The sequence below is a fragment of the Ruegeria sp. CE8 genome, from assembly GCF_056537465.1.
Map to the genome: position 1 here is coordinate 45,106 of NZ_JBQFRP010000016.1, position 25,296 is coordinate 70,401.

Sequence of the window (25,296 nt, forward strand, 5' to 3'; positions counted from 1 at the left end):
CGTTTCGGTCCACGCCCTCCCGCGCCGCCTATGGCGCCGCAAGCCGCATGGATCGACCACATTTTGATCGAAAAGTCCGCTCGTCGTCTAACGGCAACTCAAAACGGCGCGGTTGTGTTGCAAGCGGACATTGCGCTGGGATTCGCGCCTGATGGCGACAAGCAGCAAGAGGGAGACGGCAAGACACCTGTGGGAATTTTCAGGATCGACCGTCGCAACCCGCAGAGCGCATTTCACCTGTCAATCGGGATTGATTATCCGCAGCCGCAGGACATCGAGCGCGCCAATCGTCAGGGCGTTGACCCTGGCGGCGACATCTTCATTCACGGACAACCAAATGGCGTCACCGGTTTGACGCTGCCCGGTGACTGGACCGCAGGCTGCATTGCCTTGTCGAATGCAGAAATGGAGCGCCTTTGGAGCCTAACCCCCGACGGCACAGTGGTTGAAATCCGCCCCTAATCCTTATTCCCCAGCAGCGCGATCGGCGCGCCCGGCGCGCGATAAAAGTCGAGCGGCGCCTTGTCAGCGGCAGCGGTGCTACGCTTGAATTCATAGCGCATTTCACCCGCCTCTTCCTCATCCGCGATGATGAGGCACTGATACAGGTGATTGGCCCCATCATAGATGTCGACAAGCCCACGCAGTTGCGGCGTGGTTTCTGCCTCGACCGTAAAGCCATCCTTCCACAATCTCAGTATTTTGTAGGTATTGTCGCTGATTTGAACACGTAGGCGGCTGGTTTTCTTCAGCCCCGCGATTCGCGCCGCATCCAGTTCGGCCGTTATTTCCTTTGAAATATATGTCGTCATAAAACCTTCCCCCGGCAATGACTTATATTGTGAAGCCCTTATCGTAAAAATCCAATGAACGAGAGCGCTCGGATTTAAATTTGTTGCACAGAAATCCCAAGCTAACTGTGCATGTGCGCAGGCAACGTGCGCGCGCGCTCGCGTAGGAACCGCGCCTACGACCCATTATGTTTGGCCAAATCGCTATTCGGAGGACGAAAGATGGGCCTTTTGGTCGACGGCAAATGGCACGACACCTGGTATGACACCAAATCCACGGGCGGCGCCTTCAAACGCAGCGCTGCACAGTTTCGCAATTGGATGACAGCCGACGGCAGTTCCGGGCCTTCGGGTAAAGGCGGGTTCAAAGCCGAGTCCGGCCGTTATCACCTATATGTCAGCCATGCCTGCCCATGGGCACACCGCACCCTGATCTTTCGCGAGTTGAAAGGGCTGAGCGATCACATCTCGGTTTCCGTCGTACATCCCGACATGCTGGATCAGGGTTGGACTCTTGAGCCTGACGACCATGGCGCAACAGGTGACACTCTGTATGGGTTGAGCCATGCCCATCAGATCTATACCAAAGCCGATCCCTCCTATTCCGGTCGAGTCACGGTACCGATCCTGTGGGATAAAGAGCAGGAGACGATAGTCTCGAACGAAAGCTCTGAAATCATCCGTATGTTCAACTCGGCCTTTGACGGAATCACCGGCAACACCGATGATTACTGGCCCGAGGCGATGCGCGATGAGATCGAAGCGGTGAATGCGCGCATCTATTCCAACGTCAACAATGGCGTCTACAAATCCGGCTTCGCCACCAGCCAGCAAGCCTATGACGACGCGGTGAACCCGCTGTTCGAAACGCTGGATTGGCTCGAAGACCGGCTGGCCTCGAACCGTTACCTGATGGGCAACCGCATTACCGAGGCCGACTGGAGGCTGTTCACAACGCTGATCCGCTTCGATCCGGTCTATCACCTGCATTTCAAATGCAACCGGCGGCGTTTGATCGACTACCCGAACCTGTGGGCATTCACCCGTGAGCTTTACCAGTGGCCGGGCGTCGCATCGACTGTGAACATGCATCACATCGTGCGCCACTATCACTACAGCCACGACAGCATCAATCCGCACCGCATCATCCCGACGAACCCGGTGCTGGATTACATGGAGCCTCATGGACGCGGTCAGCGACCCGCTGCGTAGTGTTCGACCATCGCCGCCAGATCCTCTGGCGGCGTACCGCTTTGCACATATGCGCAGGCATTCGGGCTATGGGCAAAAATCGACCCGTCCGAAAAGAACGTGGTATTGGTTACAAAGATCACACGCGCTTCCGGGCGGCGATAGCTGGCGAAATCTGCCACGGCCAGAGCGCTGCCGGTTTCCAGAACCAGATCCAGCACAATGATATCAAAATCCGTGCCATAAAGCGCAAGAATCGCCGCCTCTTGCCCGGCAACAAGCGTCACCTCGGCACCTTGCCTCTCCAGATGCCTTTTCCAGACCCGACCAAGGTCGGGATTACTCTCAACAATCAGTACTTTCATTTGCAACAACCTCGGCACTTGATAGAATGACTGGTGCCGACCCCCGTGGTTTGTGATCACGCTTATTCCTTAACAAAGTGTTAACAACGCCGATCAACCGGGCTGCTCACGCGGATTTGCTTGTACAAACGGCAAAAATCCGCTTGAAGCGGGCCTAAACAGGCAATTCCGGCGAGAACCCCGATGGCAAGCCACAAACAAGACTTGAACCCTCGCGCCTCCCGTGACCACGGAGGTGGGTTGGACGGCGCAATCGCCCAATATGGCGGTGCGCGTGAGGACTGGATGGATCTGTCCACCGGTATCAATCCTCACCCGTACGCTGTGTCGGGCCTGACCTCGTCGGATTGGGCGGCGTTGCCCGATCACGGTGCTTTCGAACGGCTGTCCATCGCCGCGCGCCGTTTCTGGTCCGTACCGGGCAGCGCCGCAATATTGCCCGCACCCGGCGCATCAGCAGTTATCGCCCGAATCCCCGCTCTTGCAGCGACTGGACGCGTGCAAATCACTGCGCCCACGTACAACGAACATGCGGCCGCCTTTTCAGCGCAGGGTTGGAACGTACAGTCAGACGGACCAGCCGAAGCCCGCGTTATCGTGCACCCCAACAACCCGGATGGGCGCATCTGGAATGCCGCTGACGTGGATGCACCGTTGACCGTAATTGACGAAAGCTTTTGCGATGTCTGTCCTGATGCCTCATTGATCAAAATGGCTGAACGGCCCGGAGTGCTCGTACTCAAGAGTTTCGGCAAATTCTGGGGGCTGGCCGGGCTACGGCTGGGGTTTGCGATCGGTCAACCTGATCTAATCTCGCGGCTGAACGATCTAACCGGGCCATGGTCGGTCTCCGGCCCCGCGCTGCGGATCGGCGAACAGGCGTTGCGAGATACCGAATGGGCCGTTGCCACGCGTCAGAAGCTAAGCCAAGCGACTGATCGGCTTGATCGGATCGTCACAGCCAAAGGCGCTTCGCTGGTCGGTGGAACCACCCTGTTCCGCCTTTACGAGGTCGACAACGCAGCGGCATGGCAAGACAAGCTGGCCCGCAACCATATCTGGAGCCGCGTCTTCCCCTATTCGCAAACCTATCTGCGCCTCGGCCTTCCCTCGTCTGACGGCTGGGATCGGCTGGAGGCCGCGCTGTGAGCACCGCTTTCCTTCTGGTCTGCGCCATGTGTCTGGACGCAGCCTTGGGAGAGCCCGACTGGCTATGGTCACGCATCCGCCATCCGGCGGTAGTGATCGGCAAAGTCATCGGCTGCCTGGACAAGCGACTGAATCAGGGTACGCACCGGCGGCTGAAAGGAGCTGCGGTTGTGGTTCTGCTGGTCGTCGGAGCGTTGGTTTTAGGCCGCGCACTCTCTTTGCTTGGGCCGGTGGTCGAGGGCATTATCTGCGCAATCCTCTTGGCTCAGAAATCGCTGGTATCTCATGTCCGCGACGTGGGCGAAGGGTTGCGGGCCTCATTGCAAGAGGGCCGCGCCAAAGTGGCCATGATCGTTTCACGCGACACGCGGGACATGACCGAAGCGCAGGTCGCCCGATCCGCCATCGAGAGCGCGGCGGAAAACCTCAGCGACGGCGTCATCGCGCCTGCATTCTGGTTCCTGATCGCTGGCCTGCCCGGGCTGCTGATCTACAAGGCGGTCAACACCGCCGACAGCATGATCGGGTACCGCAACGAAAAATACCGCGAGTTCGGTTGGGCCGCAGCCCGTCTGGACGACGTGCTGAACCTGATCCCTGCCCGATTGACCTGTGTGATGATTGTCGCCCTGTCTGGCCAGTGGGAGCGCTGGTCCGAGATGGTCGCAGATGCGCGCCGCCATATCTCACCCAATGCCGGGTGGCCCGAGGCTGCAATGGCGCGCGCGTTGAACGTCGCCCTCGCTGGGCCGCGCAGTTATGACGGGCAGATCCGCGATCTGGCCTGGGTCAACGGCAAAGCCCCGCGCGAAATCGGCGCGTCAGAAGTTTTCCGCGCATGCGATATGCTGTGGAAGGTTTGGGGGCTTGCGTTGGGCCTCGTGTCGGTGTGGGTTGGGGCAAGTTTCATTTTCTGACGGACCCGAACATGCGTTTTCTCTCAGGCATCGTTGCCGCCGCCCTTTTTGCCTCTCCCGCTCTGGCCCAATGCGGCGGCGGGTTCAATTCCTTCGTGAAGGGCCTCAAGGCCGAAGCGATTGAACAAGGGTTCGACAAATCCACGGTAGACAGCTTTTTCAAAGGCGTTCAGCAGGACGGTGCCGTACTCAAGGCTGACAGGGCGCAAGGGGTGTTCCAGAAACCTTTTGTCGACTTTTCGCGTCGCCTGATCTCGCAAAACCGCATTGATCGCGGGCAGGCCATGTCTCGAAAATACGACGCCGTGTTTGACCGGATCGAGCAGGAATACGGCGTGTCGCGCGGTGTCCTGCTGGCCTTCTGGGCGTTTGAGACGGACTACGGCGCGGTGCAAGGCGATTTCAACACCCGCAACGCGCTGGTAACACTGGCCCATGACTGCCGCCGTCCCGAGCTGTTCCGGCCACAGGTTATCGCAGCAATCGAGCTGTACGATCAGGGCAATTTCGATCCCGCCCGCACAACCGGTGCCTGGGCGGGAGAGATCGGGATGGTGCAAATGCTGCCCCGTGACATTCTTGAAAATGGCGTAGACGGGGATGGCGACGGTACGGTGTCGCTGAAAACCTCGGCGCCGGACGCTCTGATGTCCGGGGCCAAGATGTTGTCGCATCTGGGCTGGAGACCGGGTGAACCATGGTTGCAAGAAGTGACAGTCCCCGCGCAGATGGACTGGTCGCTGTCGGGCCCCGGCAAACCGCGCCCGGTGTCAGAATGGAAAGCAATGGGCGTTCAGGCGCGCGGCGGATCATTGAGTGACTTGCCCGCCTCTCTGATCTTGCCCCAAGGCCATCAAGGCCCTGCATTTCTGGCCTATCCAAACTTCGACGTCTATTTCGAATGGAACCAGAGCTTTGTCTACGTCCTGACCGCCGCCTATTTTGGAACAAGACTTGAAGGCGCACAGATCTATGACGCAGGCAACACAGCGCAGGCGCTTTCGGGGGCTCAGATGAAGCAACTGCAAAGCAAGCTACAGGCGCGTGGCCACGATGTGGGCAAAATCGACGGGATTCTGGGGGCTGGAACGCGCGCTGCGGTTCAATCTGAACAAGCGCGCTTGGGACTGCCCGCAGATGCATGGCCGACTGTGGACCTGCTGAACCAATTATAGGGCCTACTCAAACGCTTCGATCGGCACCCTATGGTGCCGGTTGCGGCAATTGCAGCCGTGCCGATTGCAGAAAGCGTGAGATCTCCAGTCCAAGGCTGGCCTCAATTGAAATCTGAAGGTTCGTATTCTTCTTGAACTCGGCCTCAAGCTTTGAAAACTGCCAAACGAGGATGCGCGTCTCGCGGGTGGTCACAACCGTCACCGGGGCCGTGAACGTGGTGTGGTCGCTCAGAAATGCTGTTCCGCCCAGAAACCGGTCACTTCCCAGCTGGTCCACGTTTGATCCGTTCATCTCAACTCTGGCAGCGCCCTCAACGATGAGCGAAAGCTGAGTAACCTTGGCGCCTTGTGTAAGCAGGCTGGTCCCCGATGGAACGGTCTCATACGTGCCCATCCGAAGGAGCTTGAACGCCTCTTGTTCCGTAAAGTTGCGAAGCGCGGTTTCATAAAGATGCCGCTCTTCATCCGTGAAAGGCACAGGGCGGCGTTCCAGCATTATTCGAATAATCCAGTAGATATTGATTGCGGTGAAAAACAGATTCCACCCAATGGGCGCCCAAAGCGGCGCGCTTTGCAGGTAATAGTAAGGCAGCAGCAAACAGGCGCCGATGACGGACAGGACACGCAGCCAGAAAATGTCTTTTGCTGAATAGGACAAAAGATAGAAAATGTTCGCCGTATTGACCAACACGTCCAAGCCTAACATACCGTCACCTCGTTTCTGCGCGGATGTTGAACACCGTAAATGACTGCAGGCAAAGAGCAACGTGGGAGGTGAAAACCCGACAGCTGCCCGGAAACGGACGCCGAACCCCTAATGCTCTGATGTTGAAACGTGGGTCTGTTACTCGGGTCGCACCGGATACCGATCGCCCTTTTCGTCGATCAGGATCAACCGTTCACCGCTGCGGACATAGAGATCGCAGCGGCTGAAACCATTTCGATACTGGATGCACACGCTGCCGTCATTGGCGATGGAGAACGTGCCATAGGCTGTGCCGCCGCCGTTGATTGCCGAATAGGTATAGGAATAGGCTCCGCCCGCCGAGAACCGAGACTGTCCGTCGTCATAGAAGGTCAACGTCTGCCCCTCCAGAGCGGCCAGTTCCTGCTTGTTCAAGGGCACATCACCGGGCTTGGTGGCCCACTCAGCCGCCCAAAGCGGAGTCGCGACAAAGGTCGACAGTATCAGGAACAATCGGGTCATGCGCCCACCATAGCCTGCTACAGTGCCAAACCGTCATAACGTTGCGGTGAGCGGTCAGGCGACCATTTGCTCGGCTTTCTTCAGGTCAACCGAAACCAACTGGCTGACGCCCTGTTCCTGCATTGTCACACCAAACAACCGATCCATCCGCGCCATCGTCACCGCGTGGTGGGTGATGATCAGGAACCGCGTGTCGGTCTGGCGGCACATTTCGTCCAGCAGATCGCAGAAACGGGTGACGTTGGCGTCATCCAGCGGCGCGTCGACCTCGTCCAGCACGCAGATCGGCGCAGGGTTGGCGAGGAATACGCCGAAGATCAACGCCGTTGCAGTCAATGTTTGTTCTCCACCCGACAGCAGGCTGAGGGTCGAGAGCTTCTTGCCCGGCGGTTGGCACATGATCTCAAGTCCGGCATCCAGCGGATCGTCGCTTTCCACCATGACCAGATTGGCCTCCCCACCGCCGAACAAGTGCTTGAACAGCATGGCGAAGTTCGAGTTCACTTGCTCGAACGCAGTCAACAGGCGTTCGCGCCCTTCACGGTTGAGGCTGGCTATACCGCTGCGCAAGGCCTTGATCGCCTCTTCCAGATCGGCTTTCTCGCTGTTCAGCGTGTCAAATTCTTCCTGAACTTCCTTGGCGTCTTCCTCGGCCCGCAGGTTCACCGCCCCCATCGCATCGCGCTGACGCTTGTGCCGGTTTACTTCTGCCTCCAGTGCGTCTGCCGCCGGCATCTGATCCGGGTTCACGTCCAACTGGTTGAGCAACTGGTTCGGGGTCAGCTGCTGATCCTCAGCGATACGTTCCGCCGCCGCAACAACGCTTTCCTTGGCGGCGTCGCAACGTGCCTCGGCGGCCGCGCGGGTTTCACGGGCTTCCGACGCCATACGTTCGGCTTCACGTTCGGCCAGCACGACCTCACGCTGCTGAGTTTCGGCCTCCGATAGCTTGTCAGCAGCCTCGGCCCGGCGGGCTTCGGCCGCTTCGATCAACTCATTCAGTTCTTCGCGCGCCTCGGCGATCTCACCGGGCGCCGCCATCGCCTCGGACAGCTCCTCCTCCGAGCTTTCCTTGCGTTCGGCCAGTTCGGAGATACGTTTCTCAGCTGTCTCCAACCGATGTCGCCAACCGCTCAGGTCCTTTGTCACCTCTTGCGTGCGCCGGGTGCGCGCCTCGCCCTCGCGGCGCAGCTCATCATGGGTCGAACGATGGGTCAGCATCGTGATCCGCGCCGCCTCGACCGTCTGTTTGATGTCCTCGACCTGCGCGCGGGCGCTATCGAGATCGCCTAACTCGGTCAAAGCACCCTCAGCCTCGCGCAGTTGGGCGCGGGCCGACATGGCGTCTTCCTTGTGGCGATCAACCGCCAGGGTCAATGTCTCAAGCTTACCTTGCGCCAAGTTGCGATCAGCTTCGGCGCGGCTGAGTTGACGTGCAGTTTCAGCCATACGCTGATCGGCTGCGCGACGTGCTTCGCGCGCGCGGCGGTCTGCTTCGGTCACGTCAGCCAGTTGCTGCGAAAGGGCTTCATGGGCCGCGCGGGCGCCTTCGGCCTGCGCCTCCGTTCGGGTCAGCTCTTGCTTCAGCGCCTCCAGCTTGTTGAGCTGCTCCAGCCGCAGGGCCGCAGCGCTTGGCGCATCCTCAGCCCAGGCACGGAAACCGTCCCAACGCCACAGATCGCCCGAACGAGACACCAACCGCTGCCCCGGCTTTAGCGAGGCTTGCAATCGCGCGCCCTGATCCGCGTCGATCAAACCGATCTGAGCAATCCGACGGCTTAGCCGGTCCGGGCCAGAAACATGCAGCGCCAGCGGCTCAACCCCGTCTGGCAGCGGCTGATCGGCGTCATAACCTGCAACCTGCACCCAGCCGGACGGGCCGTCACCCTCGACCAGAGGCGCTCGCAGATCATCGGCCAAAGCCGCGCCCAGCGCCTTTTCATAGCCCGGCTCAACACGCAGCAGGTCCAGCACCTGACCACCTTCGGCCGTATCCCGTTCAACCAGTTTGGCCAAAGCGGATGTCTCGGCACGGATGGCCCCCAACTCGCCTTCGGCCTCGGATCGCTGAGCCCGCGCCTCGGCTTCGCGAGCTTGCGTGTCGTTGCGCAGTTCGTCGGCTGCGGCCAGAGCTTCCTCTGCCGCCTCAGCTGCCTCGCGGGCTTTTTCCTCACCCTCTTGCGCCGTTTCAAACGCTTCGCTGGCGCGAGTCAGCGCATCGCGCGCCTCGTTCACAGCGGCACGGGCTTTGTCTTCCTCGCCCTCAGACCTTGCCAGCGTTTTGCGGCTGTCCTCGACCAAGCGTTGCGCCGATTGGTGGCGCGCCACCAAACGGGCCATATCCTCGGTTTCCTGCGACAGATGATCTTCGCGGTCCTGCAGTACGGATGCGGCCTCGCGGGCGATTTCCGCGGCCTCAGCGACTTTGCCGTCATACCCTTCGGCGGCTTTGGCCAGCTCGCGGGCTTCCCATTCCAGACGCTCAATCATCTCGCCCGCGTCCCGGTTCAGGCCGGCTTCACGATCGATGTCGTTGCCCAGTTGCTGGATGCGGTTGGTGAGCGTCTCGATGGTCTGGCGCGCGCGGGTATCCTGATCGGCAAGTTGATCGCGTTGCACCTGCTGCCGTTGAAGGACAGCAGCTGCAATGGCCTCTTCTTCGCGCAGGGGTGGCAGAGTTTCTTCGATCTCAGCCCGTTTCGCGCTGGCAGCGCGGGCTTCGGCCTCGGCCCGGGAGGCTTCGGTGATCCGCTCACGCAGGATGTCTTCGGCCTGCTGGCGGGCCATGTCAGCCTCTTTCCAGCGGCGATACAACAGCATGCCCTCGGCCTGCCTTAACTGCTCGCCAATCTCACGGTACCGCGCCGCCTGACGGGCTTGACGGGCAAGTTGCGCCAGTTGCGTACCCAGTTGCTCTAACACGTCATCAACGCGGGTCAGGTTGGCCTCGGTACCCTTTAGCTTTAACTCGGCCTCATGGCGGCGCTGATAGAGGCCCGAGATTCCGGCGGCCTCTTCCAGTATACGACGACGGGCGCGGGGTTTGGCGTTGATCAGCTCGGCAATGCGGTTCTGCCCCACCAGCGCCGGCGAATGCGCCCCGGTCGAGGCATCCGCGAACAGCATCTGCACGTCACGCGCCCGAACGTCCTTGCCGTTTGTTTTATACGCGCTGCCCACGTCGCGTGTGATACGGCGCACAATTTCCAACTGATCGCTGTCATTGAAACCCGAAGGTGCCAAACGTTCTGAGTTATCCATGGTCAGGACAACTTCGGCGAAGTTGCGCGCCGGACGTGTCGCGGCACCCGCAAAGATCACATCCTCCATGGCGCCGCCGCGCATGGATTTCGGGCGGTTTTCGCCCATCACCCAACGCAGAGCTTCCAGAAGGTTGGACTTGCCGCAGCCATTCGGACCCACCACACCGGTCAACCCATCCGCAATGATCAGATCGGTTGGATCAACAAAGCTTTTGAAGCCGGTCAGTTTAAGTTTGCTAAAACGCAAAGGCTGCTATCCGTGATTCCTATGTCTGGAAGTCTGCGCAACCCGTAGGGGGTGAGTCAACGCAGTTACGCAGGATATGGGAATTCGCGCCAAGTTATCCACAACATCTTGCCGAAATGCGCAAGAAAGCGCGTATTTCAGTACGGCGTACACTCAAAAACCTGATAGCTGGTGTCGCCACCGACATTCTCGAACAAACCAAAATCGATACACTCATAGTTTGGTGTCGAGACGGATGTAAGCAACAGCCGTTCACCCGAAGCGCGGTCACAACCCAAAACGCCAACCGTCACCGCAGCATCGCCCAGAACATCCAAGATGGGACAACCCGACACTTGCGCCATCGCCAGCGCAGCCCGATCCCGGATGGGCCCGAGACGCGGGGCGTATTGCATGTTGATGCGAACGGCCTCAGCCAGTTCCCCTTTTATGCGAACATCAAAGATGCTGCCATTCACCGCCACGCGGGTCCCGGGCAGATCACGGAAATGGGGAGTGCCGGCCGAACAAGCGGCCAGCACCAGGAGGAACAGATAACGGATCATGCCTCAACCTTTGCGTCGGTAAGGTTAACAAAACCTTTCCAATGTTCAGGCGCGCAATACTTCCCCCAACCTCCGTACACCCTCACGGATCGCGTTCTCATCCGAGTTCGAAAAGCTCAGCCGGATGGTGTTGGCCCCTGTACCGTCCGGGAAAAAGGCCTTGCCCGGAACGAAGGCGACTTTGGCGGTTTCCAGCGCGCGGGCCAGCAGATCGGCCCCGTCCATGCCAACGAGCAGCGTCACCCAAATGAACATGCCCCCCTCGGGCTTGGTCCACTGCACGCCCTCGGGCATATGGTCCTGCAGCGCCTGCAACATGGCGTCCCGACGCGCTCCATAGACGCGGCGCAACATCGGGATATGCGTATCAAAACAGGCCCGGGCGACCTGATCTATGGCCATCTGGTTGATCGTCGCTGAGTGCAAATCGGCTGCCTGTTTCATCAGCACAAGCTGAGAAATCACTGGCTTTGACGCCACAACCCATCCAACCCGCAAACCAGGCGACAGGGTTTTCGAGAAGCTGCCGCAATAAACCGTGCGGCAATCTTCGATCGATCCTTTCCGCGCCAGTTCCAATGCCAGAATCGGGGGAATGGCGTCTCCGTCGTAACGCAAAGCCTGATATGCCCCGTCCTCGATCACCGCACAGTTCAGATCGTCGGCCAGATCCAGAATTGCCTCCCTGCCACGAATATCCACGGTCTCGCCGGTTGGGTTCGCGAAATCCGGTGAAAGATAGGCAAACTTTACCGCACCCGTGCCAGCCGCCGCCTTGTATTCTGCTGCCCCTCGGTTGCCATTGATGCTGAGGCGGTCAAAGCGTGGCTCGTAAGCATTGAATGCGGACAAAGCGCCTAGATATGTCGGCCAGCCAACCAGTGCGGTATCGCCCGGAGAAAGATAGAGCTTGCCCAGATAGTCCAGAGCCTGCTGTGAGCCCGACGTGATCAGGATGTTATCGAGCCCACAGTCGACACCGATCTCACGCATATGATCCACAAGCCACTCCCGCAGTGGCACATAACCTTCACTGACGGAATACTGCAGGGCCTGCGCTTGCTGTTCTGGCCCCAAGGCGGCCTGAAACGCCTCGGCAAACCCATCGACAGGAAACAATGCGGGATCAGGGATACCACCTGCAAATGAGATGATTCCGGGCTGATCCAGCAATTTCAGCAATTCGCGTATCTCGGATGCCTTCATCCGGGACGCGCGCGTGGCAAACAGTTCGTGCGTAGACATGAGGCTCCTCCCGTCTCAATCGCGGTCAGCCTAAACCGCCCGACAATAAAGTCAATAATCCTGACCTAAATTATCGACCCCAGCGATTTGGTCTCCTTGAACCACCCGGCAATCCATGGTCATATGATTTGACCAATTTGCAGAACGACACCCTCATGCCCTTTCAAAAAGTCCAGACCGAAAAGCTTTCGATCGCGGTTGTACGACAGATCGAACTGCTGATCCTTCGAGGCATTTTGCGCCCCGGAGAACGCCTGCCGGCCGAGCGGGAACTGGCCGAACGGCTGGGCGTATCCCGACCCTCCCTGCGCGAAGCGATCTCGATCCTTCAGGACCAGGGCTTGCTGACGGCCAAGGCAGGATCCGGCATCTATGTGGCCGAGGTATTGGGGTCGGCTTTTTCCCCCGCTCTGATCCAGCTGTTCGGCAGTCATGATGAGGCAGTGTTCGACTACCTCTCGTTCCGGCGCGACATGGAGGGTCTGGCGGCGGAACGCGCCGCGCGGCTGGGGTCAGAAAGCGATCTGAAGGTGGTTCAGACGATCTTTGACAAAATGGAAGCAGCCCATACGCGTAACGCGGCCGAAGACGAGGCACATCTGGACGCGCAATTTCACATGGCAATCATCGAGGCCAGCCACAACGTGGTCATGCTGCACATGATGCGATCCATGTTCGATCTGCTGCGGCAGGGCGTATTCTACAATCGTCAGATGATGTTCCAGCAACGGACAACGCGCGAGGCCATATTGGATCAACATCGCGCCATCAACACCGCGCTTCAGGCGCGCGACCCCGCTGCGGCCAGACAGGCTGTCGAGGATCACCTGAACTTTGTTGAAAGCTGCATGGCCGATCAGCAGAAAGCGGCGAAAAACGAAGAAATCGCCCAACAGCGATTGCAGCATGAGGCTGGCACGCCCTAACGGTCAGCGCTAATGCTGTTGCCCTTTCACGCGCTGCTTCATTTCTTCGTAGTCGTCTTGGGTCAGGCTTGAACCTCGAAAGTTCTTTTCCAGTCTACGGCGCTGCCAGCGCCGGGGCCATTTCAACTCGTCCAAGGTGGTAAAGGCGTAGATTTCGCCGCGCACATGAACTTTGCGCATTCCCATCTGCGCGGCCATGAAATCCAGGCATTGTTCGGAAAAGAAACTGATATGCTGGCCAGTTTCAAAGGCCCAATACCACCAATCAAGCCCCGGAACGTTTTCGGGATCGAAGCACGTGGCCGAGAAAAACAAGGTATCAAACCCGAACTGGGTTCGAGCTTTTTTGATGTGTGACAACGGGTCCGGCAAGTGTTCCAGAACTTCAAAGGCAGTGGCTACGGCATATTTGCCGTCGTCTGCTTCAAACCCACGCGCCAGCAAGTTTTCGGCGAATGGGTCGGACCAATAGAAATCTATCCCAACATCCCTTAGCCCCCGCACAAGTAGGCCGTACCCCCCGCCAAGGTCGACACCGCGCAAACCGGCCAGGCCATTGGCCCTGAGGGTCGCGGAAACGGTCTGGATGTTTCCAAGATTACGCGCGACAATCCCTGTGTCGGTCAAAGCAATCGCGTCGCTGTACGCTTCCTCAAGCCAGTCCGGACCATCCACCCAGATGTACCCACAGCTTTCGTCCAGATAGTATCTGGCGGCGTGACGCCCGATAACGTTCGCTTCGAAAAGGAATGTTCCGGATTGCCCGGTGAGCGGCGAGTTGGGCATCAGTAGTTGCTCCGGTCAGGATAGCGGAGAGCTCCCGCGTGGTTGCTGTCCGCCAAGACATAATCATCAGAGTTGGCCATGCACACACACCAGAAACCGATCAGGCGCGCCGATGTGAACCCTGTCAGGACCTCACACGTGGTCCGGACAATGTCAAATGCCGAGCTCATTGAGCTGAGCTGCAGCTGACAAGTTAACAATTTGTTTTCGGCGGTCAGGTCGGAGCAGTTCGATATGGAGCCACAAACTGTGCGTTTTCATGACCTCTTATCCAGGTTTGGCGCAATCAGAGATCCGAATGAACGCTAGCCAATAATCATGGCTCGGCACGAATTGAGAAAGATCCAATTTATCCAAATCGATGCCTTGAAGGATCAGTCCATCCGACCGAGAGGAGCGCATTTTGAACTGCCAAAGCAGGTGGTACGCCCCTTGCCCCGAACACATTGTGCATTAGCCCAGTAGGCTTTGTGGAATTCGCTGCCCGCTTCCGGGGCCCAAATGCTCGGTTGGGGCAGTAATCAAAAGGCCCGGATCAATGAACAGCCTCTTGTTTTTTGCGCGCATCGCGCTGTGTAGCATGACGTGTTCGCAAGTGATCCGCCCGGCGTTATCGCGTGATGTGTACTCCACGGATTTCAACGCATCCGTCTTGTAGAGCCCAAGCCCGCCAAAGGCGCTATCGACCTCGATTAACGGGGCATCAATTGGCACGTCGTATTGCCGGTCGTAGATCATTCTTTGCAACCTCCGTTTTCTCCAGTAGCTGCGCAGAATTGGTGGGAGCTTTTTCGCCCTGATCTGTTGCCAGACATCAGTTTCACACCAGCCCGCACACCTTAGCGCGTAAAGATCGTAATAGGCCGGGCGCGGATTGCCAAAAACAGCGTCCCAGTGTGGGGATTGGCGCGAGGCGGCATGCAGAACCTGCGCCGGGTCCAAGCCAGTGTTGGGACCATCCATATCGAGGATCAAGGTCAGCGGATACACCGGCCCGCTTGCAAATACTTGCTTCAGCAGGGCATTTCTGGCTGCGGTTATACGGTCCACCCGTTCTGCGTAGCGGTCCGCCAACCCCTCCAGAACCAATATCTCTACATCTGAATGTTCTTCAGCAAATCGGGCGAGAACTCCGTCTGTGTCGTCCGTGTTGTCATTTGTCGCAATGATGACACGGCTGCCTTCTAGGTGCTGCCTCAGACTTTCGATACGAGCCAGCGTTGCGCGCAGCGCGTCGCCACCATTGCGGACGGTTCCAAGGATATTCATCTGATCACCAATCGGCAGAGAAACGGGGCCGCCAGAAACACTTTGACCCGAAAGCAAGCTTCCGGGTCAAAAAAGTGCATTGGCCATGCAGGTCAGTGCAGTTTGTCACCGACATCTGCAATTGCAGCATCGATTAGCTTGTTCGCTTGCGCCGCTGTCATCTGCTTGGCCAAGACCGCGTTGGCAGCCGAAACCGCAACGGTGATCGCCTGATCACGGACTTCTTTGACAGCCGAAGCTTCTGCCGAAGCGATCTGGTCCTGAGCCGCAGCCAGACGGCGGGCGATGGATTTCTCCAGATCGGCCTTTGCCTGTTCTGCTGCCAGCACAGCATCTTCTTTCGCGGCCGCTACGATGGCGTCCGCCTGGCCTTGAACTTCACGCTGCTTGCGCTCGTACGAGGCCAGCAGGCTGCGCGCTTCTTCGTGCAGGGCGCGGGCTTCGTCCAGTTCGGACTTGATGCCCTCGGCACGGTTGTCCAGCGCGCCACCGATCATCGACGGCACCTTGAAATAAAACAGGACCGCAATGAAGACGATGAAGCCCAGGAGGACCACAAAGTCGGTGTTGGCCAGCGAGAAGAACGGGCCTTTGGCTGCAAAGGCCGGGCTGGCTGCGCCGAATGTCAGGATAAGGGCAAGAGTGTTCCGCATGTCACTTATCCTTTCATCCGCGTGTCAACGGCGCTGTCGATGGCCTTGGCATCTGCCTCGCCGCCCAGTGCGGTAACCAGTTCAGCCGCCGTGTCCTTGGCAACCACTTGAATGCTTTCCAGCGCACCGGCACGGATATCAGCAATCGCCTTCTCCGATTCAGCCGCCTTTGCAGCGATTTCCGCATCCGCCTTGGCAATTGCGTCATCCAGACCAGACTGGATTTCTGCGCGCGCTTCAGCAGCGATACGCTGCGCTTCGGCACGGGCATCGGCCAGCGCCTTGTTATAGGCCTCTTCAGCCTCGACCGCCTTGGCCTTCAGATCTTCGGCCGCAGCCAGGTCATTTGTAATGGTCCCCTGACGTTCAGCCAGGATTGCCGCGATGCGCGGCAGGGCCACGCGGGACAGGACCAGAAAGATGACGACCAGCGTAATGACCAGCCAGAAAATCTGGTTGGGGAACCAATCGAAGCAGAGCTGCGGCATCCCGATGGCCGAACCACCGGCATCAACGCACGAGCCTACTACTTCTTCGCTAATGGGTTCAGTCGCCATGATGTCCTCCGTCGGAACGTTGTCTTTACAACAGGTGGGCCGCTATGGCTTGGGCCCACCTGCGCGTAAGGATCAGGTTCCGCAGATTAGACGGCGAACATCAGCAGCAGCGAGACCAGGAATGCGAAGATGCCCAGCGCTTCTGCGAATGCGATACCGATGAAGAGGGTTGCGGTCTGCGAAGCAGCCGCCGAAGGGTTGCGCAGAGCGCCGGCCAGGAAGTTGCCTGCAACGTTGCCCACCCCGATTGCGGCTGCGCCGGAACCGATTGCTGCCAGGCCTGCGCCGATGTGTGCGAGATCGCCTTCCATGATGTATCTCCTTACGAATTGGAAGTTTCGATGTTGGGGTATCAGACCTTAGTGCGAAGGATGCAGCGCATCTTTCAGGTAAACACAGGTCAGAATGGTGAATACGTACGCCTGGATGAAGGACACGAGGACCTCGAGGCCGTACATTGCAGTGATCGCCAGCACGGACACGGGCGAGATCGCGGCGATCGCAGCAAAGCCTGCGAAAACCTTGATCACGGCGTGACCGGCCATGACGTTACCGGCAAGACGAATGGAGTGGCTGACCGGGCGCACGAAGTACGAGATCAGCTCGATGATCGCCAGAACGGGACGCAGTGCCAGCGGTGCGCTGGAGACCCAGAACAGGCCCAGGAACGCGGCGCCGTTCTTGACGAAACCCAGAACGGTCACAGTCAGGAACACAGCCAGAGCCAGCGGGATGGTTACGGCGAAATGCGATGTGGTGGTGAAGGACATGGGGATCATGCCCAGGAAGTTCGCGCAGACGATGAACATGAACAGCGTCATGACATAGGGGAAGTATTTGACGCCTTCCTTGCCGCAGATGTCTTCCAGCATCTTGTAGATGAAGCCATAAGCCAGTTCAGCAATCGACTGCATCCGGGTCGGAACAATCGCGCGTTTCGAGGTGCTGAGCACCAGCAAGGCAAAGACGGCGGCAATCGCCAGGAACAGCCACAGGGTCACGTTGGTCGGCGTGTACCAGGCAATCGTGTCACCACCGAAAAGCGGCTTGACGATGAACTGATCCATCGGATGAAAAACCAGGCTGCTGCCTTCTGCTGCGGTGGTCTCGGTCGCCACGTTCAGTCCCTCTCGTCCTTCTCGGCCGCCTCAGCCGCCGCTTGTTTCTCTTGAACCTCTTTCGCGCTGCGGAGCATAACCTTCACGCCCGCGACAAGGCCCAGCAATGTGAACAGCACCAGAAAGATCGGGATGGTCCCGAGCAGGCTGTCCAGCCCGTATCCGATGCCAAATCCGATCCCCAGACCGGATACCATTTCGATGACCATCCTCCAGGCAAGCTCGCCCCCGGATACGTCAGCGTCTGCCCGGGGCTTCGGCGTTTTCGCCTTTTTTGCCGCTTCGATCTTGGCCTCCAGCTGCGCCATACGCTGCTTTTGGTCGTCATCGGTCACGGGCACTTCCCTCGCACAGTCTTGGGCATGGTGCTAAGGGGCGCAGGGCACAGAGTCAACGGCGTTGAGAGCCCGAATTGACGCACGTTAAGACATTGTTATTTATATACTTTTTGGCGCGCTCGGAACCCCAGGCCACCAGCCGCATTTCTCGACCTGTCCCAAAACCGCCGAATTCGCATATTCAACCAAATGGTTGACCAAACTGCGGCGCTGTGGTTCAGCGAAAGCATGACCAATGATCTCGACACCGTTTTTGCCGCCCTTGCAGACCCGACGCGCCGCGCCATTCTGGCGATGCTGCTTGAGGATGACATGGCCGTCACGGATGTGGCTGATCCGTTCGAGATGTCGCTGGCCGCGATCTCGAAGCATCTGGTCATTCTGACCAAGGCTGGACTGATCAGTCAGGAAAAACGCGGCCGCGTGAAATGGTGCAAGCTGGAGCCCGATGCACTGCGAGCGGCATCGGTCTGGATGCAGGGGTTCGGGCAGTTCGAGCCGATCAACCTGGATGCGTTTGAACGGTTTCTGGAGATCGAACTTCCCACACCGGACGAAGCCTGAGCCTATCTGACCACGAACACCGAAACCTTGGCGTGTTTGGCCAGATAGCCCGCGTGGCTGGAAAAGATGTGGTCCGTAATCCGCGGCGCATGAGTTCCGACGACGATCAGATCGGCACCGATTTCTTCGGCGGCGCGTGTCAGATCTGCGTCGACCTCAGCCGCCACATCGACTGAATGAATGTTGCGAGCGTCGACGTCGGCACCGCTTTGTTCAGCGAGCTGATCCACGATGCTTTGCAGTTCTGCATTGATTGCCGAACCGGACTGGGTGACGTCACCCGGTTGGGTTCCGGTCACGCTGACGATAGTGATCCTTGCCTTCTGCCACTTCGCCATCGCGGCCGCGACATCCAGAGCTTTGCGGATTTCCGGCGGCAGGTGAATATCGACCGGGATCATTATGTGACTGAACATGGTCTCCTCCTTCTCCTGCAAACGATGTTAGCGTTTGCTGGGAAGGCATGCCTTGATCTGCCTCATAAACGGTAAGGCGCGGTTAGCCTTCCTGGCTGTATTCGACGCCGATCACCACACCGGTGGCATCCGCAAGACACAACCAGGGTGCTTGCGCGCCAGCAACCTCGACCGTCGTGATTGTGCCGGTCGGAACGGACTCGGTCGAAACCGCGTTGACGTCGGCGGCCTGAACGCCCGTCTCGGCCGAGATCAGTGCCTCACAACTGGCTTGCAAAGCCGTTTCCGCCGAACCTTTTCCCCCACCCTGAGTACAGGCGGCCAGGGTCGCACCGGCGACAATTAGCATCACTTGCTTCATTTTTCCCTCCCGATTGGCCTGCAGATCCCGAAGGTTGGTGCATAGAGACCAAATAGCAAGAGTCATTCTGGCAGCGGCGCGGTTCCGTTCGCGGGCTGGACTTCGCTTTTGAGCAGAAGGATCAAGGCTATTGCCGCCAGAAGAACGCCGAACAGAACCAGTACTGTTGGCGCGGGCCGCCCAAGCGCGATTTCCCAAAGGATTACCCAACTGGGGATCAGGTACGTGTACGCCATGACCTTGGCCGACGGCAAACGCAGAGCCGCGAACTGCACCAGCACGAAGCTGGCCGCTGTTGCGAAAAACGAAAGATAAAGAAGGCTGACCCAAACGATCAGTGGCAGGTTCGCCCAATCCGTGGCGCGGATGTCTGACCAACCGATCACCGTCAGGATAATGCACCCGGCAACCAGCGTACCAAAAGTGAAGACGACGGCGGGTTCACCTCGGTTCAACCTGCGCACCATCGGCGTATAAATGGCGTGCGCCATACAACCCCAGAAAAAGATGATTTCTCCGCCGCCTATCTCAAAAGCGCGAAAAGCCTGCCAATCGGCGCGAAAAATCACCCAAAGCGCCCCGGTTGCACCGACCGTCAGAGCCAGCGCCATGCGCGGCGTCGTGATCTGACGCAATAAAATCCAACCGGCGACGGCCGACATCACAGGCGTCAGGGTGAACACGGCAGATGTACTGACCGGGTCGGCTGTTTTCAGGCCATAGAACATCAGCACAAAATAGGTCGCGAACAGCCCACCCAACACAGCATAACGCCAAGGCGCTTGCGCCGCACTGCGCGGCAAGCCAGTTGTGGCCAGTGCCGCGACACCAATGATGACGGCTGCGATCAAAAAGCGCCCGGCTGTAATCGCCAAGGGCGCAATCTGATTGGCAACGATCGACCCCAACGAAAAACTGCCCGCCACCAGAAGCGAAAAGGTGATCATGGCGAGGTGGCCACGTGCCTGCGGTGTCACGAAAGCCAGCCCTTGGACTGTTCTTTGAGGAATGACAGGAACGCCTGCACTTTGGTTGTGCGGTGCAGATCCACATGTGTCACCAGCCACAGTTTGCCGAACCATTCGGGCAGCGGCTCTATGACTTCGACCAGATCCGGATCGCGGGATGCCTCCCAACGGGCCATGAAGCCAATTCCGGCCCCAGCCAAAACGGCTTCGCGCATGCAGAAATTGTTGGTGCAGCGGAACGCGATGGCTTCGGCTGGCACGGTGGCGCGCAACCACTTGGAAAACGGCGCGCGGCTGTTCTCATCATCGGTGCTGACAAACAGGTGGTTGGCGAAATCGTCAATACTTGCAGGTTTCCCCCGGCGCTCGACATACGACGTACTGGCGAACAACCCGACCTCTTGCTCGATAAACGGTTGCACCACATTGTCGGGCTGATCCGGGGCGGCACCGGCGCGAATGGCCACATGAGCCTCGCCATATTCCAGACGGAACAGCCGGTCACCGGTCAGATAGCGCACGATCAGACCCGGATGCATCGTCTGGAACTCGGACAAGGCAGGGACGACCAGTGGCGCGAGCGAGGCCAGCGAGGTCACCACCAGTTCGCCCGAGACGTCATCGCCGCGCCCTTTCATCCGGCCGACCAACTGATTGAACTGATCCTCGGTGGCCTGAGCCACGCGCAAAAGATCTTCTCCGGCATCCGTGGGCGTATACCCGCGCGCGTGGCGCTGGAACAGTTTGACACCCAGCCGCGCTTCGATCGCATCAATGTGGCGGATCACAGTGGCATGGTGCACACCCAGAATCTCGGCCGCGCCGCTGACAGTACCCATTCTGGCAACCTGATAGGCGGTTTTGACTTCGTCCCAGTTATCCATTGTGCGCCCACTGTGCAAATTCCAACAATACCTGTTGGTATATCCGTGTTTCGTTCGCTGCCGCAACAATCATATTGGAGCCAGAAACAGATTCCCTGCTAAAAAAGGACCTCCTGACATGACCAAGACCATTCTGCACATCGACGCGTCGGCTCGCCGCACCGGCTCTGCAACCCGCGACCTTTCCGGCCAGATTGTCGGACATTTGGGCGCCGAGCGCATCATTCGCCGCGACCTGGCCAGCCCCCTGCCCCTGCTGACCGAAGACTGGATCAACGCCAACTTCACCCCGGCCGATCAGCGCGACGAAGTTCAGCGCGATCTGCTTGCCCTATCCGACGAACTGGTCAGCGAACTGCAAAAGGCTGACACGCTGGTCATCGGACTGCCGATCTACAATTTTTCTGTTCCCGCCGCATTCAAAGCCTGGATCGATCTGGTTGCCCGCGCTGGTCTTACCTTTGCTTATTCGGAGGCCGGCCCCAAAGGTCTGCTTGAGGGCAAACGCGCCATTCTCGCCATCGCGTCCGGTGGCACCGAAGTCGGATCCGAGATCGACTTTGCAACCAACTATGCCAAGCACGTGCTAGGCTTTATCGGCATCCATGACGTGGACGTCGTCGCCGCTGATAAAATGGCACTGGACGCGGAAACCGCACTGGCCAACGCCAAAAAGGCAGTGCTGGAACTGGCCGCCTGATCTGGCTCTGGTATTTGACCTTTGAAACGTCCAGTCTGCGCCTGAACCGGATTTGGCAGACTGGGCGTTTATTATGAAGAAAATCGGAATTTTGGGCGGTGTCGGCTGGGCCTCGACCGTGGACTACTACAGGGCCATCGCTGAAGGCGCCAGTCGGCACTTTGAGGAACGCGGCCACAGCTCGCCCCTTCCCATCCCTCCGATGACCATCGAATCTGTTACGCAATCCAAGACCCGCGCGTTGCGCGGCACGGACGGGGACGAGACCAGTTGGGCCGGGTTTGATGCAGTGTTTCGCGACGCCTTGCTGACGCTCGAAAACGCGGGGTGCGATTTTGGCATCATCGCCTCCAACACACCGCACGCGCGTCTGCATGCGATTCGGCAGGGCGTCACCATGCCCATTCTCAGCATATTCGATGCTACCGCCGAGGCGACCGCGTCCACTGGCGCAACCAAGGCACTGGTATTGGGAACGACCGTGACCATGCAGGCGACCAACTACGCGGACAGGCTGGCGAACGAGGGCATTACCGCAAATGACCGCCTGCCTGAACCAGAAATTTCTGAGATGCAGGCCATGATCGACAACGATTTCTATGGCCGCGCCTCAGATACGGCGCGCGCCAGGCTGCTTGACTTCTGTAACAAGCACGCCAGCCCCGGAGCCGCGATTTTGCTGGCCTGTACCGAACTGCCGCTGGCCTTCCCGGATCATCTGGATGACGCTGTGTTTGAGGCCGACGGGCACCTTTTCATAAACCCATCCGCAGCCCACGTCGCCGCCGCATTGGCCGAAGCACTAGACGACTGATCAGGGCAGCCAGTTTACATCACACCCAACGCGATCAAAGAATGCCATCAGATCAGTGCGAGGCATCGCCACCGTCCGGTCATTGACCAGCGGGTGCATATTGATGACTTCTGCCTGTTGCGCCGCGGCATCCATGAAAAAGCGCACATTGTGCTCTACACCGTTTATCATGGCCAACGGGCTGACCGCACCGGGGCGGATACCGAGGTTTTGAAACAACCGATCCGCCGACCCAAAGGACAGGTTACCGATCCCCAGCTCTGCTCCCAACGCTTTGAGGTCGATCTCACGGCTTTGTTCCAGCGTCACAAGATAGTTCCGCTTTTTCTTGTCCCGTAAATAGAGGTTCTTGAGCCGCAGGACGTTTTCACCCGGCACTAGGAATTGCTCTTCGACGCCTTTGGCATCTTCTACCGTACGCAGGGGGATATGCGTGTGCAGCCGATAGGTCAGCCCCCACGCGTCCAGTTGCGCCAACAGCGCGTCAGAGCTGAGCGGCAACGTGTCCTGGAAAGCGGATGATGCGTCCATGGGAACCTCCTGTTTGGCGCGCTCATCGCGCAACATGGCGATAAATTCAAGCCACGACAGTTCCAGATTTCGGTGTTAGCGTGCCGCCATGAAAGTGACGCGCAATACACCCGACCAACTGATCCTGTCCAACACGCCCTGGTTCATCGGCATCTCGCTGGTCTTCTTCATCCTCGTCTTTGTCGGTGTCGGCCTGTTCATGGTCAGCGAAGGCGGCGAGGGCATTTTGTTCGGCCTCTTCTTTGCCCTGTTCGGTGGCGGGATGGGGGTCGGCGCTTTCTGTGTCTTTGTGCGCCGCGTTCAGGTCATATTGGACCGCAAGAGCAATAGCATTTTGATCCGCCGCCAATCGGTCTTTGGATATGACACCGTAGAACATGAGCTGTCCAACCTGTCCCATGCCGAGGTGGAGACCGCCACCTCAAGCCGCGACAGGACAACATCCAAGATGCATCGCCCCGTTCTGATCCTGGAAAAAGGCATGAGTGCCGGTCGCCACCCGATTGTCCAAGCCTATGTCAGCGGTCGCGGTGCGCATCGGCTGGTTGATGCAGTCAATGACTGGCTTCCGGCGCACAAGGTTGACTCTGCCAGCCAATCGGCCTAAATCGCCGCAAACATCCGGAAGCGTCTGATCTTCCGGTCCCTTGAGTCGTTCAGGGATCGCCCCCCACCAGCGAGTTTCGCCCGTGGGGGCAATTGTGTATTTAACCGGTGTTTCCTACCTAGGAAGTGCCACCAGATAACCGGCATAGGAGGCCGAAGGCATGTTTGAAAATCTATCCGAACGCCTCTCTGGCGTCTTTGACCGGCTGACCAAACAGGGTGCTCTGTCTGAAGAAGACGTCAAAACCGCCCTGCGTGAGGTCCGGGTCGCGCTACTTGAGGCCGACGTCTCGCTGCCTGTGGCGCGCGAATTCGTAAAGAAGGTACAGGAGCAGGCCACCGGTCAGGCTGTCACCAAGTCGATCACTCCGGGTCAGCAGGTCGTCAAGATCGTACATGACGCTCTGGTTGACACACTGCGTGGCGAGGAAGACCCGGGTGCGCTGAAGATCGACAACCCGCCTGCCCCGATCCTGATGGTCGGTCTGCAGGGTTCGGGTAAGACCACCACCACCGGTAAGCTCGCTAAGCGCCTGAAAGAAAAAGAGGGCAAGAAGGTCCTGATGGCTTCGCTCGACGTCTATCGCCCGGCGGCGATGGATCAGCTTGCGGTTCTGGGCACTCAGGTCGGCGTGGACACCCTGCCGATCGTACCGGGCCAGAAACCCGTCGATATTGCCAAGCGCGCCAAGCAGCAGGCAACGCTGGGCGGCTATGACGTCTATATGCTCGACACAGCGGGTCGTCTGCACATCGACGAAGTCCTGATGGACGAGGTCGAGCAGGTCCGCAACGCTGTTGACCCGCGCGAGACCCTGCTGGTCGTCGACGGCCTGACCGGTCAGGTAGCCGTTGAAGTGGCCGAGGAGTTCGACGCCAAGGTCGGCATCTCGGGCGTGGTCCTGACCCGGATGGACGGTGACGGTCGCGGCGGTGCCGCCCTGTCGATGCGCGCGGTCACCGGCAAGCCGATCCGCTTTGTCGGTCTGGGCGAGAAGATGGACGCGCTCGAAACCTTCGAGCCGGACCGGATCGCCGGTCGTATTCTGGGCATGGGCGACATCGTTGCCCTGGTCGAAAAAGCCCAGGAAACGATGGAGATGGAACAGACCGAGCGCATGATGAAGCGCATGGTCAAAGGTCAGTTCAACATGAACGACCTCAAGATGCAGCTGGAGCAGATGATCCAGATGGGCGGCATGCAGGGCATGATGGGAATGATGCCGGGCATGGGCAAGATGGCCAAGCAGATGGATCAGGCCGGGCTGGACGACAAGATCCTGCGCCAGCAGATCGCCATGATCCAATCGATGACCAAACGCGAACGCGCCAATCCGCAACTGCTGCAGGCCAGCCGCAAGAAACGGATTGCTGCCGGTTCGGGGATGGAGGTCAGCGACCTCAACAAGCTGCTCAAGATGCACCGGCAGATGTCGGACATGATGAAAAAGATGGGCAAGATGGGCAAAGGCAAGATGCTGAAACAAGCCATGAAAGGCATGTTCGGCAAAGGCGGCCCTTCGCCCGAAGAGATGGCAGCCGGCATGGACCCCAAGGCGCTGGAACAGGCGGCCAAGGCGATGGGCGGCAAGATGCCCGGTGGAATGCCCGGTCTGGGTGGTGGCATGGGTCTGCCCCCGGGGCTGAGCGGGTTTGGAAAGAAAAAGTGACGTCAGCACGCTGCACCCAGCCCCCGTCCGGAAAGGCGGC

The 25,296-nt window shown here is 58.8% G+C and carries 30 protein-coding genes; 11 read left to right on the forward strand and 19 right to left on the reverse strand.

Annotated elements, in window-relative coordinates:
- Positions 1-30 precede the first annotated feature (30 nt).
- The gene (locus ACR0AA_RS21070) at positions 31-462 is read left to right on the forward strand and encodes a L,D-transpeptidase family protein (protein WP_480757211.1); all 432 of its coding nucleotides are present in this window, start codon (positions 31-33) and stop codon (positions 460-462) included.
- Here ACR0AA_RS21070 and ACR0AA_RS21075 read toward each other — a convergent pair.
- On the reverse strand, positions 459-812 hold the full coding sequence (locus ACR0AA_RS21075) for a hypothetical protein (protein WP_480665700.1): 354 nt from the start codon (positions 810-812) through the stop codon (positions 459-461). The two genes, ACR0AA_RS21070 and ACR0AA_RS21075, sit on opposite strands and share 4 nt — an antisense overlap.
- Positions 813-1,013: 201 nt before the next feature.
- Here ACR0AA_RS21075 and ACR0AA_RS21080 point away from each other — a divergent pair, with 201 nt between their 5' ends.
- Positions 1,014-2,003, forward strand: a complete 990-nt coding sequence (locus tag ACR0AA_RS21080; protein WP_480757218.1) for a glutathione S-transferase family protein — start codon at positions 1,014-1,016, stop codon at positions 2,001-2,003.
- On the opposite strand, the gene ACR0AA_RS21085 is transcribed toward ACR0AA_RS21080, so the two are convergent.
- Positions 1,985-2,347, reverse strand: a complete 363-nt coding sequence (locus tag ACR0AA_RS21085; protein ID WP_170419044.1) for a response regulator transcription factor — start codon at positions 2,345-2,347, stop codon at positions 1,985-1,987. The genes ACR0AA_RS21080 and ACR0AA_RS21085 overlap by 19 nt on opposite strands.
- 183 nt (positions 2,348-2,530) lie before the next feature.
- On the opposite strand from ACR0AA_RS21085, the gene cobD reads away from it, so the two are divergent.
- Genes cobD through ACR0AA_RS21100 form a run of 3 tightly spaced genes read left to right on the forward strand, consistent with a single transcriptional unit; the run spans position 2,531 to position 5,588 of the window.
- The gene (gene cobD / locus ACR0AA_RS21090) at positions 2,531-3,496 is read left to right on the forward strand and encodes a threonine-phosphate decarboxylase CobD (RefSeq protein ID WP_480665703.1); all 966 of its coding nucleotides are present in this window, start codon (positions 2,531-2,533) and stop codon (positions 3,494-3,496) included.
- Positions 3,493-4,413, forward strand: a complete 921-nt coding sequence (gene cbiB, locus ACR0AA_RS21095; protein WP_480665704.1) for an adenosylcobinamide-phosphate synthase CbiB — start codon at positions 3,493-3,495, stop codon at positions 4,411-4,413. Before cobD ends, cbiB begins: the two co-directional genes overlap by 4 nt.
- A gap of 11 nt (positions 4,414-4,424) precedes the next feature.
- The gene (locus ACR0AA_RS21100; protein ID WP_480757223.1) at positions 4,425-5,588 is read left to right on the forward strand and encodes a lytic murein transglycosylase; all 1,164 of its coding nucleotides are present in this window, start codon (positions 4,425-4,427) and stop codon (positions 5,586-5,588) included.
- Between the two features lie 28 nt (positions 5,589-5,616).
- On the opposite strand, the gene ACR0AA_RS21105 is transcribed toward ACR0AA_RS21100, so the two are convergent.
- From ACR0AA_RS21105 to ACR0AA_RS21125, 5 genes are all read right to left on the reverse strand, one after another.
- Entirely contained in the window at positions 5,617-6,294 is a 678-nt protein-coding gene (locus tag ACR0AA_RS21105; protein ID WP_480757225.1) for a cyclic nucleotide-binding domain-containing protein, read from the reverse strand.
- 138 nt (positions 6,295-6,432) lie between these two features.
- Positions 6,433-6,795: a hypothetical protein gene (locus ACR0AA_RS21110; RefSeq protein WP_480757228.1), complete on the reverse strand. Its 363-nt coding sequence runs from the start codon at positions 6,793-6,795 to the stop codon at positions 6,433-6,435.
- Positions 6,796-6,849: 54 nt separating this feature from the next.
- Complete coding sequence (locus ACR0AA_RS21115) at positions 6,850-10,305, reverse strand: AAA family ATPase (protein ID WP_480757230.1); 3,456 nt, start codon at positions 10,303-10,305, stop codon at positions 6,850-6,852.
- Positions 10,306-10,442: 137 nt separating this feature from the next.
- Positions 10,443-10,850: a hypothetical protein gene (locus ACR0AA_RS21120; RefSeq protein WP_480665709.1), complete on the reverse strand. Its 408-nt coding sequence runs from the start codon at positions 10,848-10,850 to the stop codon at positions 10,443-10,445.
- A 45-nt stretch (positions 10,851-10,895) separates the two neighbouring features.
- A complete protein-coding gene (locus ACR0AA_RS21125) occupies positions 10,896-12,095 on the reverse strand; it encodes an aminotransferase-like domain-containing protein (RefSeq protein ID WP_480757234.1) in 1,200 nt (399 codons plus the stop codon).
- 155 nt (positions 12,096-12,250) lie between these two features.
- Between ACR0AA_RS21125 and ACR0AA_RS21130 the strand changes: the two genes are divergently transcribed.
- The gene (locus ACR0AA_RS21130) at positions 12,251-13,021 is read left to right on the forward strand and encodes a FadR/GntR family transcriptional regulator (RefSeq protein WP_480757236.1); all 771 of its coding nucleotides are present in this window, start codon (positions 12,251-12,253) and stop codon (positions 13,019-13,021) included.
- 9 nt (positions 13,022-13,030) lie between these two features.
- On the opposite strand, the gene ACR0AA_RS21135 is transcribed toward ACR0AA_RS21130, so the two are convergent.
- The 7 genes from ACR0AA_RS21135 to ACR0AA_RS21165 all read right to left on the reverse strand — a co-directional run bounded on the left by ACR0AA_RS21135 (position 13,031) and on the right by ACR0AA_RS21165 (position 17,739).
- On the reverse strand, positions 13,031-13,807 hold the full coding sequence (locus ACR0AA_RS21135) for a class I SAM-dependent methyltransferase (RefSeq protein ID WP_480757238.1): 777 nt from the start codon (positions 13,805-13,807) through the stop codon (positions 13,031-13,033).
- Positions 13,808-14,260: 453 nt separating this feature from the next.
- Positions 14,261-15,076, reverse strand: a complete 816-nt coding sequence (locus ACR0AA_RS21140) for a hypothetical protein (RefSeq protein ID WP_480757240.1) — start codon at positions 15,074-15,076, stop codon at positions 14,261-14,263.
- Between the two features lie 92 nt (positions 15,077-15,168).
- Positions 15,169-15,729 carry a F0F1 ATP synthase subunit B gene (locus ACR0AA_RS21145; RefSeq protein ID WP_480757242.1) on the reverse strand — a complete coding sequence of 187 codons (561 nt, stop codon included), beginning with the start codon at positions 15,727-15,729 and terminating at the stop codon, positions 15,169-15,171.
- 5 nt (positions 15,730-15,734) lie between these two features.
- The gene (locus ACR0AA_RS21150; RefSeq protein WP_480665715.1) at positions 15,735-16,286 is read right to left on the reverse strand and encodes a F0F1 ATP synthase subunit B'; all 552 of its coding nucleotides are present in this window, start codon (positions 16,284-16,286) and stop codon (positions 15,735-15,737) included.
- Positions 16,287-16,372: 86 nt separating this feature from the next.
- Positions 16,373-16,597, reverse strand: a complete 225-nt coding sequence (locus tag ACR0AA_RS21155; protein WP_005981269.1) for a F0F1 ATP synthase subunit C — start codon at positions 16,595-16,597, stop codon at positions 16,373-16,375.
- A 48-nt stretch (positions 16,598-16,645) separates the two neighbouring features.
- Positions 16,646-17,404 carry a F0F1 ATP synthase subunit A gene (locus ACR0AA_RS21160; RefSeq protein ID WP_480665716.1) on the reverse strand — a complete coding sequence of 253 codons (759 nt, stop codon included), beginning with the start codon at positions 17,402-17,404 and terminating at the stop codon, positions 16,646-16,648.
- A 2-nt stretch (positions 17,405-17,406) separates the two neighbouring features.
- On the reverse strand, positions 17,407-17,739 hold the full coding sequence (locus ACR0AA_RS21165) for an AtpZ/AtpI family protein (protein ID WP_480665717.1): 333 nt from the start codon (positions 17,737-17,739) through the stop codon (positions 17,407-17,409).
- A gap of 231 nt (positions 17,740-17,970) precedes the next feature.
- On the opposite strand from ACR0AA_RS21165, the gene ACR0AA_RS21170 reads away from it, so the two are divergent.
- Complete coding sequence (locus ACR0AA_RS21170) at positions 17,971-18,306, forward strand: ArsR/SmtB family transcription factor (RefSeq protein ID WP_480665747.1); 336 nt, start codon at positions 17,971-17,973, stop codon at positions 18,304-18,306.
- 2 nt (positions 18,307-18,308) lie between these two features.
- Here the strand turns inward: ACR0AA_RS21170 and ACR0AA_RS21175 are convergent, their stop codons facing one another.
- The 4 genes from ACR0AA_RS21175 to ACR0AA_RS21190 form a co-directional block, all read right to left on the reverse strand.
- Positions 18,309-18,722 carry a universal stress protein gene (locus ACR0AA_RS21175; RefSeq protein WP_480665718.1) on the reverse strand — a complete coding sequence of 138 codons (414 nt, stop codon included), beginning with the start codon at positions 18,720-18,722 and terminating at the stop codon, positions 18,309-18,311.
- 82 nt (positions 18,723-18,804) lie between these two features.
- Positions 18,805-19,083 carry a hypothetical protein gene (locus ACR0AA_RS21180; RefSeq protein ID WP_480665719.1) on the reverse strand — a complete coding sequence of 93 codons (279 nt, stop codon included), beginning with the start codon at positions 19,081-19,083 and terminating at the stop codon, positions 18,805-18,807.
- A gap of 62 nt (positions 19,084-19,145) precedes the next feature.
- Entirely contained in the window at positions 19,146-20,060 is a 915-nt protein-coding gene (locus ACR0AA_RS21185; RefSeq protein ID WP_480665720.1) for a DMT family transporter, read from the reverse strand.
- On the reverse strand, positions 20,057-20,935 hold the full coding sequence (locus tag ACR0AA_RS21190) for a LysR family transcriptional regulator (protein ID WP_480665721.1): 879 nt from the start codon (positions 20,933-20,935) through the stop codon (positions 20,057-20,059). The genes ACR0AA_RS21185 and ACR0AA_RS21190 overlap by 4 nt, the downstream gene beginning before the upstream one ends.
- Before the next feature lie 118 nt (positions 20,936-21,053).
- Here ACR0AA_RS21190 and ACR0AA_RS21195 point away from each other — a divergent pair, with 118 nt between their 5' ends.
- Both ACR0AA_RS21195 and ACR0AA_RS21200 read left to right on the forward strand, forming a co-directional pair.
- Entirely contained in the window at positions 21,054-21,635 is a 582-nt protein-coding gene (locus ACR0AA_RS21195; RefSeq protein WP_480665722.1) for an FMN-dependent NADH-azoreductase, read from the forward strand.
- A gap of 73 nt (positions 21,636-21,708) precedes the next feature.
- Positions 21,709-22,449 (forward strand): aspartate/glutamate racemase family protein, encoded by a 741-nt coding sequence (locus ACR0AA_RS21200; protein WP_480665723.1) that lies wholly within the window; start codon positions 21,709-21,711, stop codon positions 22,447-22,449.
- Here the strand turns inward: ACR0AA_RS21200 and ACR0AA_RS21205 are convergent, their stop codons facing one another.
- Positions 22,450-22,980, reverse strand: a complete 531-nt coding sequence (locus tag ACR0AA_RS21205) for a prolyl-tRNA synthetase associated domain-containing protein (RefSeq protein ID WP_480665724.1) — start codon at positions 22,978-22,980, stop codon at positions 22,450-22,452.
- A gap of 88 nt (positions 22,981-23,068) precedes the next feature.
- On the opposite strand from ACR0AA_RS21205, the gene ACR0AA_RS21210 reads away from it, so the two are divergent.
- Positions 23,069-23,587, forward strand: a complete 519-nt coding sequence (locus tag ACR0AA_RS21210; RefSeq protein ID WP_480757249.1) for a hypothetical protein — start codon at positions 23,069-23,071, stop codon at positions 23,585-23,587.
- Between the two features lie 160 nt (positions 23,588-23,747).
- Complete coding sequence (ffh, locus tag ACR0AA_RS21215; protein WP_480665726.1) at positions 23,748-25,256, forward strand: signal recognition particle protein; 1,509 nt, start codon at positions 23,748-23,750, stop codon at positions 25,254-25,256.
- The last annotated feature ends 40 nt before the right edge of the window (positions 25,257-25,296 follow it).